At 63.8% G+C, this 18631-nt stretch carries 18 protein-coding genes; 11 read left to right on the top strand and 7 right to left on the bottom strand.

Annotated elements, in window-relative coordinates:
• Window positions 1-100 precede the first annotated feature (100 nt).
• Complete coding sequence (locus CAF78_RS09425; protein WP_085675169.1) at window positions 101-718, bottom strand: TPM domain-containing protein; 618 nt, start codon at window positions 716-718, stop codon at window positions 101-103.
• Window positions 719-905: 187 nt separating this feature from the next.
• On the opposite strand from CAF78_RS09425, the gene bglX reads away from it, so the two are divergent.
• From bglX to CAF78_RS09400, 5 genes are all read left to right on the top strand, one after another.
• The gene (gene bglX / locus CAF78_RS09420; protein ID WP_085675168.1) at window positions 906-3197 is read left to right on the top strand and encodes a beta-glucosidase BglX; all 2292 of its coding nucleotides are present in this window, start codon (window positions 906-908) and stop codon (window positions 3195-3197) included.
• Between the two features lie 75 nt (window positions 3198-3272).
• A complete protein-coding gene (locus tag CAF78_RS09415) occupies window positions 3273-5030 on the top strand; it encodes an ATP-binding protein (RefSeq protein ID WP_085675167.1) in 1758 nt (585 codons plus the stop codon).
• Window positions 5024-6358, top strand: a complete 1335-nt coding sequence (locus CAF78_RS09410) for a sigma-54 dependent transcriptional regulator (protein ID WP_085675166.1) — start codon at window positions 5024-5026, stop codon at window positions 6356-6358. Before CAF78_RS09415 ends, CAF78_RS09410 begins: the two co-directional genes overlap by 7 nt.
• A 255-nt stretch (window positions 6359-6613) precedes the next feature.
• A complete protein-coding gene (locus tag CAF78_RS09405; protein ID WP_085675291.1) occupies window positions 6614-7933 on the top strand; it encodes an MFS transporter in 1320 nt (439 codons plus the stop codon).
• 154 nt (window positions 7934-8087) lie between these two features.
• Window positions 8088-9224, top strand: coding sequence for a Fic family protein (locus CAF78_RS09400; RefSeq protein ID WP_085675165.1), 1137 nt, complete (start codon window positions 8088-8090; stop codon window positions 9222-9224).
• Here CAF78_RS09400 and CAF78_RS09395 read toward each other — a convergent pair.
• The gene (locus CAF78_RS09395; protein ID WP_085675164.1) at window positions 9203-9955 is read right to left on the bottom strand and encodes a hypothetical protein; all 753 of its coding nucleotides are present in this window, start codon (window positions 9953-9955) and stop codon (window positions 9203-9205) included. The two genes, CAF78_RS09400 and CAF78_RS09395, sit on opposite strands and share 22 nt — an antisense overlap.
• A 355-nt stretch (window positions 9956-10310) precedes the next feature.
• Here CAF78_RS09395 and CAF78_RS09390 point away from each other — a divergent pair, with 355 nt between their 5' ends.
• Window positions 10311-10637, top strand: coding sequence for a hypothetical protein (locus CAF78_RS09390; protein ID WP_085675163.1), 327 nt, complete (start codon window positions 10311-10313; stop codon window positions 10635-10637).
• A 101-nt stretch (window positions 10638-10738) separates the two neighbouring features.
• Window positions 10739-11344: a flavin reductase family protein gene (locus CAF78_RS09385; RefSeq protein ID WP_085675162.1), complete on the top strand. Its 606-nt coding sequence runs from the start codon at window positions 10739-10741 to the stop codon at window positions 11342-11344.
• Here CAF78_RS09385 and CAF78_RS09380 read toward each other — a convergent pair whose 3' ends face one another.
• Together CAF78_RS09380 and CAF78_RS09375 are read right to left on the bottom strand one after the other, a co-directional pair.
• Window positions 11345-11611 (bottom strand): hypothetical protein, encoded by a 267-nt coding sequence (locus CAF78_RS09380; protein WP_079226713.1) that lies wholly within the window; start codon window positions 11609-11611, stop codon window positions 11345-11347.
• Window positions 11612-11623: 12 nt separating this feature from the next.
• Window positions 11624-11917, bottom strand: a complete 294-nt coding sequence (locus tag CAF78_RS09375) for a putative quinol monooxygenase (RefSeq protein ID WP_085675161.1) — start codon at window positions 11915-11917, stop codon at window positions 11624-11626.
• Between the two features lie 202 nt (window positions 11918-12119).
• Here CAF78_RS09375 and CAF78_RS09370 point away from each other — a divergent pair, with 202 nt between their 5' ends.
• Window positions 12120-13040 carry an AraC family transcriptional regulator gene (locus tag CAF78_RS09370; RefSeq protein WP_085675160.1) on the top strand — a complete coding sequence of 307 codons (921 nt, stop codon included), beginning with the start codon at window positions 12120-12122 and terminating at the stop codon, window positions 13038-13040.
• Window positions 13041-13042: 2 nt separating this feature from the next.
• On the opposite strand, the gene CAF78_RS09365 is transcribed toward CAF78_RS09370, so the two are convergent.
• Complete coding sequence (locus tag CAF78_RS09365) at window positions 13043-14680, bottom strand: 5-guanidino-2-oxopentanoate decarboxylase (RefSeq protein WP_085675159.1); 1638 nt, start codon at window positions 14678-14680, stop codon at window positions 13043-13045.
• A gap of 114 nt (window positions 14681-14794) precedes the next feature.
• Here CAF78_RS09365 and CAF78_RS09360 point away from each other — a divergent pair, with 114 nt between their 5' ends.
• On the top strand, window positions 14795-15670 hold the full coding sequence (locus CAF78_RS09360; RefSeq protein ID WP_085675158.1) for a LysR substrate-binding domain-containing protein: 876 nt from the start codon (window positions 14795-14797) through the stop codon (window positions 15668-15670).
• Window positions 15671-15768: 98 nt separating this feature from the next.
• On the opposite strand, the gene CAF78_RS09355 is transcribed toward CAF78_RS09360, so the two are convergent.
• Complete coding sequence (locus CAF78_RS09355; RefSeq protein WP_085675157.1) at window positions 15769-16383, bottom strand: NAD(P)-dependent oxidoreductase; 615 nt, start codon at window positions 16381-16383, stop codon at window positions 15769-15771.
• Window positions 16384-16491: 108 nt separating this feature from the next.
• Here CAF78_RS09355 and CAF78_RS09350 point away from each other — a divergent pair, with 108 nt between their 5' ends.
• Entirely contained in the window at window positions 16492-17400 is a 909-nt protein-coding gene (locus CAF78_RS09350; RefSeq protein ID WP_085675156.1) for a LysR family transcriptional regulator, read from the top strand.
• Window positions 17401-17445: 45 nt separating this feature from the next.
• Entirely contained in the window at window positions 17446-17619 is a 174-nt protein-coding gene (locus tag CAF78_RS28545; RefSeq protein ID WP_177408513.1) for a hypothetical protein, read from the top strand.
• A gap of 19 nt (window positions 17620-17638) precedes the next feature.
• Here CAF78_RS28545 and CAF78_RS09345 read toward each other — a convergent pair whose 3' ends face one another.
• A complete protein-coding gene (locus CAF78_RS09345; protein WP_027917915.1) occupies window positions 17639-18508 on the bottom strand; it encodes an oxaloacetate decarboxylase in 870 nt (289 codons plus the stop codon).
• Window positions 18509-18631: the final 123 nt, after the last annotated feature.

Genomic DNA, 18631 nt, shown 5'->3' with positions numbered 1-18631 from the left:
GGAGAAAAGCAGCCTTGGATAGCGGAAGGCACATTCTACCGTGTGCCAGGCTCCCTGTGGGGGCTTGCCCGCTCCCACAGGGACCCTGCAGGCTGTTGGCTCAGTCGAGAATCACCAGACGGTTGGGCAGTTCGTTGCGTGCATGGGTGCGCGGCACGTGTTCGCACAACAGCTCACCGCACGCCTCGATGCAGTCGACAAAGCCCTGCAAGGTTCGCCCTTGACGTACCTGCTCAGCGAAACGCGCAACCAGAGCGGCCCGGGCCTGCGCATCGAGATGGCGATCAATCCCCTGGTCGACCAGGATCTCCACATGCCGCTCGGCCTCGGCGACAAAGATCAGCACCCCCGTGGCACCCTCCGTGCCCTGCAGGTTCTGCTCGCGAAACTGCTGACGCGCCAGGCGCGAAGCGCGCCAGCGGCGCAAGGCAGCGGGGATCAGCAAGGCCGTCAGGCGCGGACTGCGCAGCAGCAGGCACAGGCCGATGAACAGCAGCATGTTGGCGACCAGCAACCCGCGCACACCGGGCCAGCCGAACAGCCCGTGCAGCAGCCCAGGCACGGCCAGCGCCAGCACGGCGGCCCACAACAGTGGCAGGTAAGCGTAATCATCGGCGCGGCGCGCCAGCACGGTCACCAGTTGCGCATCGGTGCGCCGCTCCACGCGGGCAATGGCCTCGGCCACCTGGCGGCGTTCGTATTCGTTGAGGGAGGTCATGCCTTCGGTCTCTTCAGCGTTCTTATAGTTGTTGTCCCGGCATTCGGGTCTTCCTCCGCGGCCGACATATTCAGGCATAATCCGCCGCTGGATGAATTACCGGCGAATCGTACAACAATAGCCGCCTGAAAACTTCGGCCGCGCGCGTATCACTGTGGATACGGCATGGGCCTCGACAATGGAATTGATGATGAAACTGTCTTTGCTGGGCCTGGCCATGGGCCTTGCCAGCCAGGCGGCCCTTGCCGCCCCGTCCGCCCCGCCCCTGCAAGACAAGCAGGCGTTCATCGACCATCTGATCAGCCAGATGACCGAAGCCGAAAAGATCGGGCAACTGCGCCTGATCAGCATCGGCCCGGAAATGCCCCGCGACAAGATCCGCGAAGAAATCGCCGCCGGGCGCATCGGCGGCACCTTCAACTCGCGCACCGCCCCCGAGAACCGGCCGATGCAGGACGCCGCCATGCGCAGCCGCCTGAAAATCCCGATGTTCTTCGCCTACGACACCATCCACGGCGAACGCACCATCTTCCCGATCGGCCTGGGCCTGGCGGCCAGCTGGGACATGGACGCCATCGCCAAGGTCGGCCGCACCTCGGCCATCGAAGCATCGGCCGACGCCCTGGACATGACCTTCGCGCCAATGGTCGACATCGCCCGCGATCCACGCTGGGGCCGTACCAGTGAAGGCTTCGGCGAAGACACCTACCTGACCTCGAAGATCGGCCAGGTGATGGTCCGCTCGTTCCAGGGCAGCAGCCCGGCCAACCCCGACAGCATCATGGCCATCGTCAAGCACTTCGCCCTGTACGGCGCAGTGGAAGGCGGGCGCGACTACAACACGGTCGATATGAGCCTGCCGAAGATGTACAACGACTACCTGCCGCCCTACCGCGCCGCCCTCGACGCCGGTGCCGGCGGGGTGATGGTGGCGCTCAACTCGATCAACGGCGTGCCGGCCACCTCCAACACCTGGCTGATGAACGACCTGCTGCGCAAGCAGTGGGGCTTCAAGGGCGTGACCATCAGTGACCACGGTGCCATCCAGGAGCTGATCCGCCACGGCGTCGCCCGCGACGGCCGTGAAGCCGCCAAGCTGGCGATCAAGGCCGGCATCGACATGAGCATGAACGACACCCTGTACGGCGAAGAGCTGCCAGGGCTGCTGAAGTCCGGCGAGGTCACCGAGCACGAACTGAACCAGGCCGTGCGCGAGGTGCTCGGCGCCAAGTACGACATGGGCCTGTTCAAGGACCCGTACGTGCGCATCGGCAAGGCCGAAACCGACCTGAAGGACTACTACGCCGACAACCGCCTGCACCGCGACGCCGCCCGTGACGTGGCGCGCCGCAGCCTGGTGCTGCTGGAGAACCGCAACCAGACCCTGCCACTGAAAAAGGCCGGCACCATCGCCCTGGTCGGCCCGCTGGCCGACGCCCCGATCGACATGATGGGCAGCTGGGCCGCCGACGGCAAGCCGATGCACTCGGTTACCGTGCGCGAAGGCCTGCGCGGTGCGGTCGAGGGCAAGGCCAAGCTGGTGTACGCCAAAGGCTCCAACGTCACGGGCGACAAGGCGATCCTCGACTACCTGAACTTCCTCAACTTCGATGCCCCGGAAATCGTCGATGACCCACGCCCAGCGGCGGTGTTGATCGATGAAGCGGTCAAGGCCGCCAAGCAGTCCGATGTGGTGGTGGCCGTGGTCGGTGAGTCGCGTGGCATGTCCCACGAGTCGTCGAGCCGCACCACCCTGGAAATCCCGGCCAGCCAGCGCGAGCTGATCAAGGCCTTGAAGGCCACCGGCAAGCCGCTGGTGCTGGTCCTGATGAACGGCCGCCCGCTGTCGATCAGCTGGGAGCGTGAACAGGCCGACGCCATCCTCGAAACCTGGTTCTCCGGCACCGAAGGCGGCAATGCCATCGCCGACGTGCTGTTCGGCGACTACAACCCGTCGGGCAAACTGGCGATCACCTTCCCGCGCTCGGTCGGGCAGATCCCGATGTACTACAACCACACGCGCATCGGCCGGCCGTTCACCCCGGGCAAGCCGGGCAACTACACCTCGCAGTACTTCGAAGAACCCAACGGCCCGCTGTACCCGTTCGGCTATGGCCTGAGCTACAGCAGCTTCGCGCTGTCGGGCCTGACCCTGTCGAACAAGGACCTCAAGCGTGGCGACACCCTGGAAGCCAAGGTGACGGTGAAGAACACCGGCAAGCTCGACGGCGAGACGGTGGTGCAGCTGTACCTGCAGGATGTGTCGGCGTCGATGAGCCGCCCGGTCAAGGAGCTGAAGAACTTCCAGAAACTGATGCTCAAGGCCGGTGAGTCGCGGACCTTGACCTTCCGCATCAGCGAGGACGACCTGAAGTTCTACAATGGCCAGCTGCAGCGGGTGGCCGAGCCTGGTGAGTTCAATGTCCAGGTGGGGCTGGATTCCGAGGCGGTGCAGCAAAAGAGCTTCGAACTGCTCTAGCGGCCTGTAAAGGCCCATTCGCGGGCTTGCCCGCGAATGGGCCGGACCCGATATCCCTTTGGTTGGATCCGCCCCATGCCCTTTTCCTTTCGCGCCCTGCGCCTGGGGCTGATCACCCTGCTGATCGTGCTTGGCACTGCCCTCAGCGCCGGCTGGGCCATGCACCAGGCCAAACGCCAGGCAATGCAAGACGACGCCCGCCGTGCCAGCCAGCAGCTGGTGCTGTACGCCAACGCCCTGCACACCCTGATCGATCGCTACCGCGCCCTGCCGGCCGTGCTGGCCCTGGACCCAGAGCTGATCGACGCCCTGCGCGGCCCGGTCAGCGAGCCGGTGCAACACGCGCTCAACCTCAAGCTCGAACGCATCAACGGCGCCGCCAACTCCTCGACCCTGGAGCTGCTCGACCGCACCGGGCTGGCAGTGGCTGCCAGCAACTGGCGCCTGCCGACTACCTACGTCGGCTCCAACTACGGCTTTCGCCCCTACTTCAAACAGACCCGCAGCCAAGGTAGCGGCCGCTTCTACGCGGTGGGCGTGACCAGTGGCGTGCCGGGCTACTTCCTGTCCAGCGCGGTCAGCGACGAACAGGGGCGCTTCCTCGGCGCCATGGTGGTGAAGCTGGAGTTCCCCGAGCTTGAGCGCGAGTGGCGCCAGGGCAGCGACATCCTGCTGGTGAGTGACGCCCGCGGCATTACCTTCATCGCCAACCAGGACGGCTGGCGCTACCGCGAGCTGGAACCGCTCAGCGGCGCCGACCGCGCCGACCTTGGTGAAACCCGCCAGTACGACAAGCAGCCGCTGGTGCCGCTTCAACACCAGATACTCACCCGCTTCGCCAGCAACAGCCACCTGAGCCGCGTGCAGGGCCCCGACGGCCCTGCCGAATACCTCTGGGAAAGCCTGCCGCTGGAAGGCGAGGACTGGACCTTGCACCTGCTGCGCAAGCCTCAGGTCGAAGCCGCCGGCCGCAACGCTGCACTGGGCGCCGCCGCCGTGTGGCTGAGCCTGGTGTTCGCCGCACTGTTCGTCAGCCAGCGCCTGCGCCTGGCCCGCCTGCGCCAGCGCAGCCGCGAAGAGCTCAAGCGCCAGGTCGAGGAGCGTACCCGCGAGCTGCGCACCGCCCAGGAAGGCCTGGTGCAGTCAGCCAAGCTGGCCGCGCTGGGGCAAATGTCGGCAGCCATGGCCCACGAGATAAACCAGCCGCTGACCACCCAGCGCATGCAGCTGGAAACCCTGCGCCTGCTGCTCGACCACGGCCGCTACGACGACGCGCGCAAGGCACTCGAACCGCTGGAACAGATGCTCACGCGCATGGCCGCGCTGACCAGCCACCTGAAGACCTTCGCCCGCAACAGCCCGGTCGGCCTGCGCGAGCGCCTCGACCTGGCCACCGTGGTCGACCAGGCCCTGCATTTGCTGGACACCCGCATTCGCAACGAGGACGTCGAGGTGGCCCTGTACCTGGCCCGCCCGGCCTGGGTGCGGGGCGATGCAATTCGCCTTGAGCAGGTATTGATCAACCTGCTGCGCAACGCCCTCGATGCCATGGCCGACAAACGCTACAAGCGCCTGGAGGTCCGCATCGAACCCGATCACCAACAGTGGCGCCTGAGCGTGCTGGATTCCGGCGGAGGCATTGCCGAAGCGGACCTGGCCAGAATCTTCGACCCGTTTTTCACCACCAAGCCGGTGGGCGAAGGCCTGGGCCTGGGCCTGGCGATTTCCTATGGCATCATCGTCGAAGCCGGCGGCCAGTTGCACGCCGAGAACCTGCCGGGCGGTGCCCGGTTGAGCCTGACCCTGCCCCGTGACCTGGAGCCTGTATGTTGAATTCGGTGATCGTCGTCGATGATGAAGCCAGCATCCGTACCGCGGTGGAACAGTGGCTGAGCCTGTCGGGCTTCAGCGTGCAGCTGTTCGCTCGCGCCGAAGACTGCCTGGCCCAGCTGCCCGCACACTTTGCCGGGGTGATCATCAGCGACGTGCGCATGCCGGGCATGGGTGGCCTGCAACTGCTCGAACGCCTGCAGGCAGATGACCCGGACCTGCCGGTGATCCTGCTGACCGGCCATGGCGATGTGCCAATGGCGGTCGAGGCGATGCGCAACGGCGCCTACGACTTCCTCGAAAAGCCCTTCACCCCGCAGCACCTGCTGGGCAGCCTGCGCCGGGCCCTGGAGAAACGCCAGCTGGTCCTGGAAAACCGCCGCCTGCATGAACAGGCCGACCTCAAGTCGCGCCTGGAAGCAACCCTGCTGGGTATGTCGCAAGGCTTGCAGCAGCTGCGCCGGCAGGTGCTGGACCTGGCCAACCTGCCGGTCAATGTGCTGATCCGCGGCGAAACCGGCAGCGGCAAGGAGCGCGTGGCGCGCTGCCTGCACGACTTCGGCCCACGTGCCGACAAACCGTTCGTCGCGCTCAACTGCGCGGCCATTCCCGAATCACTGTTCGAAGCCGAACTGTTTGGTCACGAAAGCGGGGCCTTCACCGGCGCCCAAGGCAAACGCATCGGCAAACTGGAGTATGCCAACGGCGGTACCGTGTTCCTCGACGAAATCGAGAGCATGCCGCTGGCCCAGCAGGCCAAACTGTTGCGGGTGATCCAGGAGCAGAAGCTGGAACGGCTGGGGGCCAACCAGAGCATCAGCGTCGACCTGCGAATCATTGCCGCCACCAAGCCCGACCTGCTCGAAGAAGCCCGCGCCGGGCGTTTTCGCGAAGACCTGGCCTATCGCCTGAACGTGGCGGAACTGCGCCTGGCGCCGTTGCGTGAGCGGCGTGAGGACATCCCGCTGCTGTTCGAGCACTTTGCCCGGGCGGCGGCCGAGAAGCTGGGACGCCAGACGCCGGCATTGTCCGGTGCGCAGCTGGCGCAATTGCTCACCCATGACTGGCCGGGCAACGTGCGTGAGCTGGCCAATGCGGCGGAGCGCCATGCGTTGGGGCTGGAGTCACCCAACATCGAGACGGTGCCCGCAGGGCAATCGCTGGTCGAACAGATCGAGGCCTTCGAGGCCCAGTGCCTGCGGGCGGCGCTGCGTCAGCATGGCGGGGAGATCAAGGCAGTGATGGAGGCCTTGCAGCTGCCTCGGCGAACCTTGAACGAGAAGATGCAGCGGCATGGTTTGGTGCGTGAGGACTTTATCGCGCGGCAGTAGGCGGAAATCCGCTTGTTGCCTTGTATCAATAGGCAAATATCCGCTCACTTCCAGACCATTCAGGGGCTGCTTTGCAGCCCTTCGCGGGCAAGCCCGCTCCCACAGAGAATGCTGCTGGCTCAGGTAGCATGCGGCCCCAAAGCCCGCGAACGCCCCCATTTGGATCGTTGCGCACCCATTTGGCACACCTTCTGCACTTGCCCTGGCAAGCTGCGCTTCGGCGCGCTCCACAAAAACAACGAGAAGGTATCCCTGATGGATAACGCCACCTCCCTGCCAGCCGGGGCGGCCGTCGCGCCCGCCGCTGAAAAAACCACCGCCAGCCGCCTCAAGTCGATCTTCAGTGGTTCCATCGGCAACATGGTCGAATGGTACGACTGGTACGTCTACGCCGCATTCTCGCTGTACTTCGCCAAGGCCTTCTTCCCCGCTGGCGACTCCACCGCGCAACTGCTCAACACCGCCGCGATCTTCGCCGTGGGCTTCCTGATGCGCCCGATCGGTGGCTGGCTGATGGGCTTGTACGCCGACCGCAAGGGCCGCAAGGCCGCACTGATGGCTTCGGTGCTGCTGATGTGCGCCGGTTCCCTGGTGATCGCCCTGACCCCGGGCTATGAAACCATCGGCGTCGCGGCACCGGTCCTGCTGGTCGTCGCACGCCTGATGCAGGGCCTGTCGGTGGGCGGCGAATACGGCACCTCGGCCACCTACCTGAGCGAGATGGCCAGCAAGGACCGCCGTGGTTTCTTCTCCAGCTTCCAGTACGTGACGCTGATCTCCGGCCAGCTTATCGCCCTGGCGGTGCTGATCATCCTGCAGCAGACCCTGACCACCGAACAGCTGTATGCCTGGGGCTGGCGCGTACCCTTCGTGATCGGCGCGCTGTGCGCGGTGGTTGCCCTGTACCTGCGCCGCGGCATGGAAGAAACCGCCTCCTTCACCAAGAAGGAAAAGGCCAAGGAAAGCCTGATGCGCACCCTCATGCGCCACCCCAAGGAGCTGATGACCGTGGTTGGCCTGACCATGGGCGGCACCCTGGCCTTCTACACCTACACCACTTACATGCAGAAGTACCTGGTCAACACCGTGGGCATGAGCATCAGTGACTCGACCACCATCTCGGCGGCCACGCTGTTCCTGTTCATGTGCCTGCAGCCGGTGATCGGCGGCCTGTCCGACAAGATCGGCCGTCGCCCTATCCTGATCGCCTTCGGCGTGCTCGGCACCCTGTTCACCGTACCGATCCTCAGCACCCTGCACACCATCCAGACCTGGTGGGGTGCGTTCTTCCTGATCATGGCGGCGCTGATCATCGTCAGCGGCTACACCTCGATCAATGCGGTGGTGAAGGCCGAGCTGTTCCCTACCGAAATCCGCGCCCTGGGCGTCGGCCTGCCGTACGCGCTGACCGTGTCGATCTTCGGCGGCACCGCCGAGTACGTGGCCCTGTGGTTCAAGAGCGCCGGCATGGAAAGCGGCTTCTACTGGTACGTCACGGCGTGCATCGCCTGCTCGCTGCTGGTGTATGCGACCATGAAGGACACCAAGCAGCATTCGCGGATTACGACTGACTGACAGTATTCAGCGATTTGAGAAGGGGGCGTTCGTGTACCGGACGCCCCTTTTTTCGGACTTGAATCGGTGTGTGAGCCGAATAATAGCCCTAATCGGCTCACGAAATGAGCCGATTAGGGCTATTATTCGGCTCACCGCACTCCTCGAGACGAAAATGAGCACCCCTTACTGGATCTGGCAGCAGCCAGATTGGCCCCACTTCAATTGGCAAAACGAAGAACTCGGCCCGCTACTACGCAGCTGCGTTGAGGCCCAAGGCCGACTACTGGGCAAGATGGGAGCAGTCGATCAATTCAGCGAGTGCCAGAACATCCTGGATACCCTGCTGCAAAACATCGTCACCTCATCTGCAATTGAAGGCGAGCAATTGAATGTAGGTTCGGTGCGCTCCTCGCTAGCCCGGCGGCTGGGCATTGACGAGCACGGCGCCACCAATGCCCGCAGCGAAGGGCTTGCCGAGCTCATGCTGGACGCAACGCAAGGGTATGATCAGCCACTGACATTGCAACGCTTGCTCACATGGCACCAATGGCTTTTTCCAGAAAACAGCGACATGCTGGCAAAACCCTTACTGGTCGGCCAACTCCGTGACGAAGCGCCGATGCAAGTAATCTCCGGCCGCATCGACAAGCCCACCGTACACTTCGAGGCCCCTCCCCGAGCCGGCCTGGAAAAACAGCTCAAGGTATTCCTCGATTGGTTTGCCGACAGCCGCCATGTCAAAGAGCGAGACCCCTTGCTACGAGCAGGAATCGCGCATTTCTGGTTCGTTACCCTGCATCCATTCGACGATGGCAATGGCCGACTGACTCGGGCCCTGACCGACCTTGCACTTGCCCAAGGCGAGCGCCAGGCCATCCGCTTCTACGCCATGTCCGCGAGCATCCTCGAGGATCGGGCTGGCTATTATCGGATACTGGAAAGCAGCCAGAAAGGCAGCCTGGATATCACTGCCTGGCTTAGCTGGTTCCTCAGAACGCTGTTGACTTGCCTTGAGCAGGCACTCCTGCGCATCGACCGAATACTGGTCAAAGCCCGCTTCTGGAATGCTCATCGGGCGGATGGCCTGCTGCCAGAGCAGGTCAAGGTGCTCAATCGACTACTCGATGGCGGCTCACGCGGTTTCGAGGAAGGCATCAATGCCGCGCAGTATCAGGCGGTGGCCAAGGTGTCCAAGGCCACCGCCACCCGCCACCTGACTGATCTGCTCGACAAGGCATGCTTGGTAAGGCTACCCGGTGGCGGGCGCAGCACTCGCTACCAGATCGTTCACGACATCTCCAACACCTGACGCGGCTCTCGACGCTGGTACCAGCTCGCCATCAGCACCAGCACCAGCAGTACGCCACCCAGCACAGCGGAAGAGCCGATAGTGCCGAAGTCCAGCCCGCCCTTCTCATGCGGTTTGGTCAGCACGTCGCCAAGGGTGGCGCCAAACGGGCGGGTCAGCACGAAGGCTACCCAGAACAGCACCACGCCCGGGATACGTGTCCAGTAGCGGGCCAATACCACCAAGGCGATGGCGCTGCCGACCAGCATTGCACCACCCGCAAAGCCCAGGCCCGAGTCATCCGCCAGGTAATCGCCCAACGCGGTACCCAGGGTGTTGGAGAACAGGATGGCCACCCAGTAGTAGATTTCACCGGTGCGGTTCTTGATGCGGGTGACGTCGAGCGGGTTGCCACTCAGACGCCAGACCAGGAAGGTCAACAGCAGGATACCGATCAGGATCGCCGAGCCCGTGGCATAGCCCAGCCCCAGTGTGCGGTCCATGAAGTCGGACATGGTGGTGCCCGCCGTACTGGTGGAAAGGATCACCAGCCAGTACAGCATCGGGTGATAGCGGCGCGAAAACAGCTGACCGAGCAACGTCACCAGGAACACGCTGATCAGCACCATCGAGCTGACTGCATAGCCAACGTTGAGGGTCATCGACAGCAGATCACCGGCTGTTTCGCCAAGGGTGGTGGCGCAGATCTTCATGACCCAGAAGGCCAGGGTGATTTGCGGAAGTTTGTTCATTGTTCACCGCTCCGGAATATAGGTGCGGCGATGGTGCTGAGCAGCGCCTGAAAAATCGGTTGGCGATATATGAAAAAAGCGTCATACCTTGTTACAAATTAAGATTTTTCGGTCTTAACCGTCGATTAATCCCACCCCCTCAATCTGCAATGGCTGGCGAAGCATTGCGCTCGCCCTAAGTTCGAATCACTTCCTGAAGTGTCAGCAATACGCGCTGACGTGCAACGCTCGCGGACCAATACATCTATTAATTAGATTTTTACACGCTATTTTTTGCGCTTTTTAATCAAATTAATCGGCGTAGCATTGAACCCATAGAAGCAAACAACCTCTCGCACCCAAAGGAGCAACGACCATGAAAAACAAACTGATCCTCACCCTGGCCCTCTCGGTATTTGCTGCTGGCGCATTCGCCGAGGATGGTTTCGACCGCACCAATGCCCACACCTTCGCCGCTGCCCAGACGCAATCGGCCAACTACGCCGAGGACGGCTTCGACCACACTGGCGCACAACGCTTCGCTGAAGACGGTTTCGACCGCACCGGCGGCCAACGCTTCGCTGAAGATGGCTTCGACCGCACCGGCGGCCAACGCTTCGCTGAAGACGGCTTCGACCGCACCGGCGGCCAACGCTTCGCCGAAAACGGCTTCGACCGCACCAACGCCCACCGCTTCAGCTGATCCCTGTTGCGCGCTACCAGCCCGGCCTCGGCCGGGCTTGATCATTTCCAGGCGCACCAAGGCTTGGCACACTAGGCGCCTCGCTCCCAGGATATCGCCCGATGTACTACTACGAACCCGCCAAAGGCCACGGCCTGCCCCACGACCCGTTCAACGCCATCGTCGGCCCGCGCCCGATCGGCTGGATCTCATCGCAGAGCCAGGACGGCCAGCTGAACCTCGCGCCGTACAGCTTCTTCAACGCCTTCAACTACATCCCACCGATCATCGGTTTCTGCAGCGTCGGGCGCAAAGACAGCCTGAACAACATCGAGCAGACCGGCGAATTCGTCTGGAACCTGGCTACCCGCCCGCTGGCCGAGCAGATGAACCAGAGCTGCGCGGCCGTTGCCGCCGATATCAACGAGTTTGAACTGAGCGGCCTGACTGCGGTGCCATCGAGTATCGTCAAGGTGCCACGCGTGGGCGAAACGCCGGTGGCCTTCGAGTGCAAGGTGAGCCAGATAGTCCAGCTCAAGCGCGCCGACCAGGAAGCGGTGCCGAGTTGGCTGATTCTGGGGGAAGTGGTGGCCGTGCACATTGCCGAGCACCTGCTGAAGAACGGTATCTACGATACCGCTGCCGCCGAACCGATCCTGCGTGGCGGTGGCCCGGCGGACTACTTCGAGTTGGGCAACCTGTTCAAGATGGCTCGCCCGCAGGCCTGATCACCAGATCAGTTCGCCTTCCTCGCCCACGCCCTGCAGGCGTGCAAGCTCGGCGCAGGCGGCCTCGTCGGCCGCCATGGCGCTTTTGAACACTTGCTCGTCGAGCACCTTGTGAAAGCGCGGTGCGCCGCCCATGCCCAGGGCCTTGACCGCGATAGCAGCGTTATAGCCACCGCCTTCCACCGGGACCATCGCCGATACCGCTTCGAAATGCGGGAATTCTCTACGTGCCATGTTGCCATCCGCCTGTTGATCGAGGGGCGGCATTCTAACCGTGTTTCAATCGAAGGTATGCAAGTCGAGGCTGCTGACGACCTGCGCCTGAACCAGCTCGCCGAACACATTGAGGGTGGGCGAGGCGAAGTAGCCACTCATCGCCTGCTGATCCTGCCAGCTGCCGCTGAGCAGCCACAGGTCGGCATCGGCCTGGGAGCGCTGCACGGTGAAGCTCAGGCAACCCGGGGCGCGCAAGGACGGCTCCAGCAGGTCGCGCAGGCGGGCGCCGAGTTCTGCGGAACGACCGCTGCTGGCACGGATGAAAGCCAGATGGGTGACCGGTTGTCGTAGGGTCATTGCACGATCTCCTTGAAGCAGGCGGGCGGAAAAACCAGGCTGCCAAGGTTAGGGGCTGGCGCGCGCGACGCGTTAGGCCATTACTGCTCAGCGATTGCCTGATCCTGCAGCGCGGCAGGATCAGGCAATCGACGTGCAGCTTTCGACTAGCGCCCGCCATTGCCCAAACCTATGCTGCGTCGGTCAGCAGAGGAAAGCCATCATGACCACCGCCCCGTCCATCGACCCGACTCTGGAAGTGCAACGCCAGGAACTGGCCGAGCTGATCCGCAAGCACGCCGGTGAGCCTTACGGCCCCGCCTCGGCCATCGACGACCTGTACCTGGTGCGCTACACCGAGAACGTTCGTTCGGTGCCGACCCTGGCCCAACCGGCGTTGTGCATCCTGGCGCAAGGCAGCAAGAGCCTCTTCCTCGGCGACGAACAATACGCCTACGACCCCTTGCACTACATGGTGGTGTCGGTGACCTTGCCGCTGAGCGGCGTGAAGCTGGACGCCAGCCCGGAGAACCCGAGCCTGGGCATCCGCATGGACCTCGACCCCGCCGAGATCAGCCAGCTGATCGCAGAGAGCGGGCCGATGCTGGTACCCAACCTGCCCTCTGGCCGCGGCCTGTATGTGGAGCGCACCGACCCGCAACTGCTCGACGCTTTGCTGCGGTTGGTCCGCTTGCTGGATGCACCGCGCGACATCGGCATGCTGGCGCCGCTGATTCGTCGCGAGATTCTCTACCGCCTGCTGCGTGGGCCACAGGGTTATCGCCTGTACGAAATAGCCCTGGCCAACAGCCAGACCCACAGGGTGTGCCAGGCCATCACCTGGCTCAACCAGAACTTCCAGCAGCCGCTGCGCATCGAAGACCTGGCCCGCGAGGTCAACCTCAGCACCTCGACCTTGCATCACCGCTTCAAGGCCGTGACATCCATGAGCCCGCTGCAGTACCAGAAGCAACTGCGCCTGCAGGAAGCACGGCGGCTGATGCTCAACGACGGCCTTGAAGCGGCGGTGGCGGGCTATCGGGTGGGGTACGAAAGCCCGTCACAGTTCAGCCGCGAGTACAGCCGGCTGTATGGCGCGCCACCGATTCGAGATGTCGCAAGGTTGCGCGCCAGCGCGGGTTGATATCAGCCCGCGACCGCTGCCTGCCACTGGTTCTGATCGACCTGGATCAGCGTCGGCCCCTTGCGCTCCACCGCCCTGCCCAGCGCAGCCTGCAGTTGCTCGACATCGGCCACGTGCTCGGCATCGGCGCCCAACGCTTGTGCCACGCCGATGAAGTCCGGGGTATGGATATCCACGCCAACCGGCTCGATGGCCCGGTTGACCATGTACTTCTTGATTTCCTCGTAGCCCTGGTTGTTCCACAGCAACACGATCAGCGGCACCTGAGCCTCGACCGCGCTGGCCAGCTCCGGCAGGGTGAACTGCATGCCGCCGTCGCCAATCAGGCATACCGCAGGTGCTCGCTCGCTGATTTTTTCCGCGCAGCCCAACCAGGCACCCATCGCCGCAGGCAAGGCGTAACCCAAGGTGCCGTAACCGGTGGAAGCATTGAACCAGCGGCGTGGCGCCGGCATGTCCAGGGTCAGGTTGCCGGTGTACACCGGCTGGGTCGAATCACCGACCAGGATGGCGTTGGGCAGCCGCTCCAGGATGCCCGTCAGCAACCGCGTCTGGCTCAGCGTCGGCTGGTCCCAGCTGGCCGCCAGCGCTTCGCGCAAACGCTGCGCACGGGCAACGCCCCAGCCCTCGGCACGCACCGGCGCCGGCAGTTGCCGCAGGGCGTCGAGCACGGCCTGGGCGGCAAGCTCGGCATCCGCGACCAGCGCCAGCTCGGGCAGGTAATTGCGTACGGTCTGGTCCGGGTCGATGTCGATGCGCAGCAAGCTGCCGGGAATCCTGAAGCCACCCTTGAAGGTCACGTCATAGTCGGTCTCGGCCAGTTCGGTGCCGATCGCCAGCACCACATCGGCCTCTTCCACCAACTCACGGGTGGCAACCAGCGATTGGGTCGAACCGATCTGCAACGGGTGGCTGGCCGGCAGCAGCCCTTTGGCATTGATGGTCAGCGCTACCGGCGCCTGCAAGTGCTCGGCCAGCAGTGCCAGCGGCGCCCCTGCAGCCAGCGCACCGCCACCGGCCAGGATCAGTGGCCGGCGTGCCTTGGCCAGGCGCTCGGCCATGGCCGCCACTGCCTGGGGCGCGGCGCCGGCACGGGCACTGCGCACAGGGCGGCCGGGCAGCAGGTGGTCGGCGGGCTCGACCAGCACGTCCAGCGGGATTTCGATATGCACCGGGCGCGGGCGGGCGCCGTCGAACACGGCAAAGGCGCGAGCCAGCGCCTGCGGCAGGGCATCGGCGCTCATCAGTGTCTGCGAGAACGCCGCCACGCCCGACACCAGCGCGGCCTGGTTCGGCAGCTCGTGCAACTTGCCGCGGCCACCGCCCAGTTGATCCCGCGACTGCACGCTGGAGATCACCAGCATCGGGATCGAATCGGCATAGGCCTGGCCCATGGCGGTGGTGATGTTGGTCATTCCGGGGCCTGTGATGATGAAGCACACGCCTGGCTTGCCACGGGTACGCGCATAGCCATCAGCCATGAACCCGGCGCCCTGCTCGTGGCGCGGGGTGATGTGGCGGATCGACGAGCCCGCCAGGCCGCGGTAGAGCTCCACGGTATGGACGCCGGGGATGCCGAAGACATGGTCCACACCATAGCCTTCAAGGAGTTTGACCAGTACTTCGCCGCAGGTTGCCATCGGATGTCACCTTGGATTTTGTTGGAATCTGCGCCCATTGGACCCAAGGCAGTGCTACCGCCACAATGCAAAAAAACACATACTAGCCATGTCCTGTAATCATGGCTCAGCGCAATGAAACGGCTACCGCCTCTACCCGCCCTGTACACCTTCCTGGTCACCGCCCAGCACTGCAATTTCACCCGCGCCGCGCAGCAGCTGCACATCACCCAGGGCGCCGTCAGCCGGCAGATCGCCGGACTCGAGGAACACCTGGGCTACGCCTTGTTCCAGCGCCAGGCCCGCGGCCTGAGCCTGACCCGCGAGGGCCAGGACTGGCTGCCACGGGTGCAGCAGATCTTCGGCCTGATCGAACAAGGGGTGCGCGAAGTCGGCGGGCGCAGCGCCACCTTGCAGCTCAAGGCACCGACCTGCGTGATGCGCTGGCTGCTGCCGCGGCTGATGGAGTGGCAGGCGCTGCGGCCCGACGTGCCGGTCGAGCTGACCACCACGGTGCAGCACGGGGTGGATTTTCGCCGTGAAGGTTTCGATGCCGCCGTGGTCTATGGCGATGCGCCGAACCATGGGCTGCGGGTGCGCAAGCTGTTCGACGAGCAGCTGACGCCGGTGTGTGCGCCGTCACTGTTGGATGGGCCGGTTCCACTGCAACAGATCCAGGACCTCGCGCGCCATATGCTGTTGCACCCTTCCCGGGATGAACATGACTGGCGGCTTTGGCTGCAGGCAGCAGGCGTGGACCTGGAGGCACAGGGGCCGAAGCAGCATTTCGAAACGCTGGACATGGCGATGGCCATGGCATCCCAAGGCACTGGTGTGGCGATTGGTGACTGGGCACTGATCGGTGATGACTTGCGCGGGGGGCGGCTGTGCATGCCGTTTGCGCTGAAGGTTCAGACCGGCAAAGGGTATTACCTGGTGAGCCAGGCGAAGAGCAATCCGCCAGATTTGGTGGAATTGCTCGATTGGCTGGAAAGCCGAGCCAGCCAATGAGGGCCTATTCGCGGGCACGCCCGCTCCCACAGGTTCAGCACAAGGCTTGCAACCTGCGCCGTACCTGTGGGAGCGGGCTAGCCCGCGAAACAGGCAACTCAGTAACCGACGGTGAAGCGCTGACGCGAGTGCGCAGGCTTCTCCAGCTCATCGAGCATGGCGATAGCGAAGTCGGCAAAGGTGATCGTGCTTTTGCCATCCGCACCAATCAGCAGATGGTCCTTACCCAACTTGTAGTGCCCGCTGCGCTCGCCTTCGACGAACTCCGCCGACGGCGACAGGAAGGTCCAGTCCAGTGTCGGCTCCTGGCGCAGCACGTCGAGAAAACGCACGCCAGCCGTGGCTTCAGCCTTGTAGGCTTCCGGGAAGTCCGGGCTGTCGATCACCCGGTGCCCGGAAGGCAGCAACAGGCTGCCCGCACCGCCAACCACCAGCAGGCGCTTGACCCCTGCACGCTTGACCGGCTCGATGATGGCCTGGGGTTCGAGGGTGGAGAAGTGCGCAGCACTCAGCACCGCATCGGCACCCGCAACCGCCTGTTGCAGGGTTGCACTGTCCTTGGCATCCAGCGCCTGGGTGGTAACACCCACACGCCCCTGCAGCTTCGACGGGTCACGGGCGATGGCCACGACGCTGTGGCCACGGCGCAGGGCTTCTTCCAGCAATTGGCTGCCGGCACGGCCGGTGGCACCGATGATTGCGATCTTGCTCATGGGTAGATTCTCCAGCAGTTGAACAACGAATGCGCACAGCTTAGTTGCCCGATCCATGCCAAAAAATGCGATGCTCAGACATAGTTTGTTTCTGAAACCGGGCAAATCATGGACCGTCTCAACGCCATGCGCGTTTTCGTCACCGTCGTCGACCTGGGCAGCCAGTCAGCAGCGGCAGACCACCTGCAGCTTTCACGGCCGGTGGTGTCGCGTTACCTGGCCGAACTGGAGGACTGGGTTGGCGCACGGTTGATGCAGCGCACCACGCGCAAGCTCAGCCTGACCGCTGCCGGCCAGGAAACCCTGCCGCGCTGCCGCCAGCTGCTGGACTTGGCCGGCGACCTGCAGGCCGCCGTGCAACAACCGGACGATGCGCCAAAGGGTGCACTGCGCATCAGCGTCAGTACGTCATTTGGCCAGGCGCAACTGGTGGATGCGGTCGCCGATTATGTGCGGCGCTACCCGGGCGTGAAGGTTGAACTGCAGATGCTCGATCGCACGGTCAACCTGGTGGATGAGCGCATCGACCTGGCGATCCGTACCAGCAACGATCTGGACCCCAACCTCATCGCCAGGCGCCTGAGCGTATGCCGCTCGGTGATCTGCGCAACGACCGCCTACCTGCGCGAGCACGGCACACCGCAACGGGTCGAGGAGTTGAGCGAGCACAACTGCCTGACCCATGCCTATTTCGGCCACAGCCTGTGGCATTTCGAGGTGGATGGCCAGCAGATCGCCGTGCCGGTGCAAGGCAACATCAGCGCCAACGAGGTCATGACACTGCAGAACGCGGCGCTGGCAGGTGCCGGCATCGCCATGCTGCCGACCTACCAGGCAGCCATGGCCCTGCGCAGCGGCGCCTTGGTGCGTCTGTTGCCCGAAGCGCGGCCACGGGAGCTGAACCTGAACGCGGTATACACCTCGCGCAAGCACATGCCAGCGACCTTGCGCAGCATGCTGGATTTTCTGGTGCAACGGTTCAAGGACGAACCGGAGTGGGACCGGGGCCTGTATTGACTATGCTTACAGTGTCACCTGTCGCAGTAACAGGAGGTGAGCAGCATGGGTATCAAGTCCCGAAGAGTCGCCCTGGTCATGGCCCTGACCGCAGTCGCCGCGCTATATGGCTCGGCCTGCTGGCGCGCCGAGCTGCTACGCAGCCAGCCCAGTGCGGCCAACCGTTGCGAGCAGGAACACTGCGTGCCCCACACCGCAACCTTGAGTGCCGTCCGTTAATTGATTGGCGCCACGCCAATCACTCCTCGACGCTCATGTACTCCTTGGCCCAGCGGATGTAGTCCTCAGGCTGGGTGTAGGTGTGCGAGAGCTCGGTAGCGCTGAGGTTCTCGGACTTGTTCTGCTGGCCGCGCTGCAGGCGCAGGCAGTCATAGGTGGCCTTGATCGCGGCAAAGTACGCGGCATGGCCATCGACCACGATACGGACGCCCAGGCGAGCGAGGCGCTCGTCGTCGCGCAGATTGGGGTTGGCGTAGGTCACCAGCATCAACGGCACGGTCAGGTGCTCGGCAATCTGCTCCAGCTGCTCGAAATCCTTCACCCCGACCATGCAGATACCGTCGGCACCGGCCTTCTGGTAGCTCTGGGTGCGGACGATGATTTCCTCGGTGGTGAGCACGCCGGCGTTGGTCCGGGCGATGATCGACAGCGACGAGTCGACGCGCGCCTCCAGGGCCGCACGAATCTTGCCCACACCCTCCTCGACCGAGATCAGGTCGGTGGACTTGCGCCCGAACTGGGCGGGCAACAGGGTGTCTTCGATGGTCAGCGCCGCCACGCCGGCGCGTTCCAGTTCGATGACCGTGCGCATGACGTTGAGCGCATTGCCATAACCGTGGTCGGCATCGGCCAGCACCGGCAGTTGCGCCACGCGGCCAATACGGGTGGCCTGCTCGACGAACTCGCTCAAGGTGATCAGGGCGAAGTCCGGTGCAGCCAGCACCTGCAACGAAGCCACCGAACCACCAAGGATGCCGACTTCAAAACCCAGGTCGGCAGCGATGCGTGCCGACATCGGGTCGAACACGGAGGCGGTGTGATAGCAGGAACCTGAAGCGAGCAGCTCGCGGAAGGCAAAACGCAGATCTTGATGGGAAGCCTTGGGCATGATCACTCCGCTTATATATGTAGAAATAGAACGGTTGCTACCGACCCCTGAATCGGGTCTACCTGACCTGTTCCAACCGTCGCCATCTGGGCGGTCATGCTCGACATGCAGGCAGAGGAATAA

Source organism: Pseudomonas sp. R28(2017), from assembly GCF_002112505.1.
Lineage (GTDB): Bacteria > Pseudomonadota > Gammaproteobacteria > Pseudomonadales > Pseudomonadaceae > Aquipseudomonas.
Note: the sequence above shows the minus strand (reverse complement) of the source record. Positions and strands in the feature narration are given on the sequence as shown.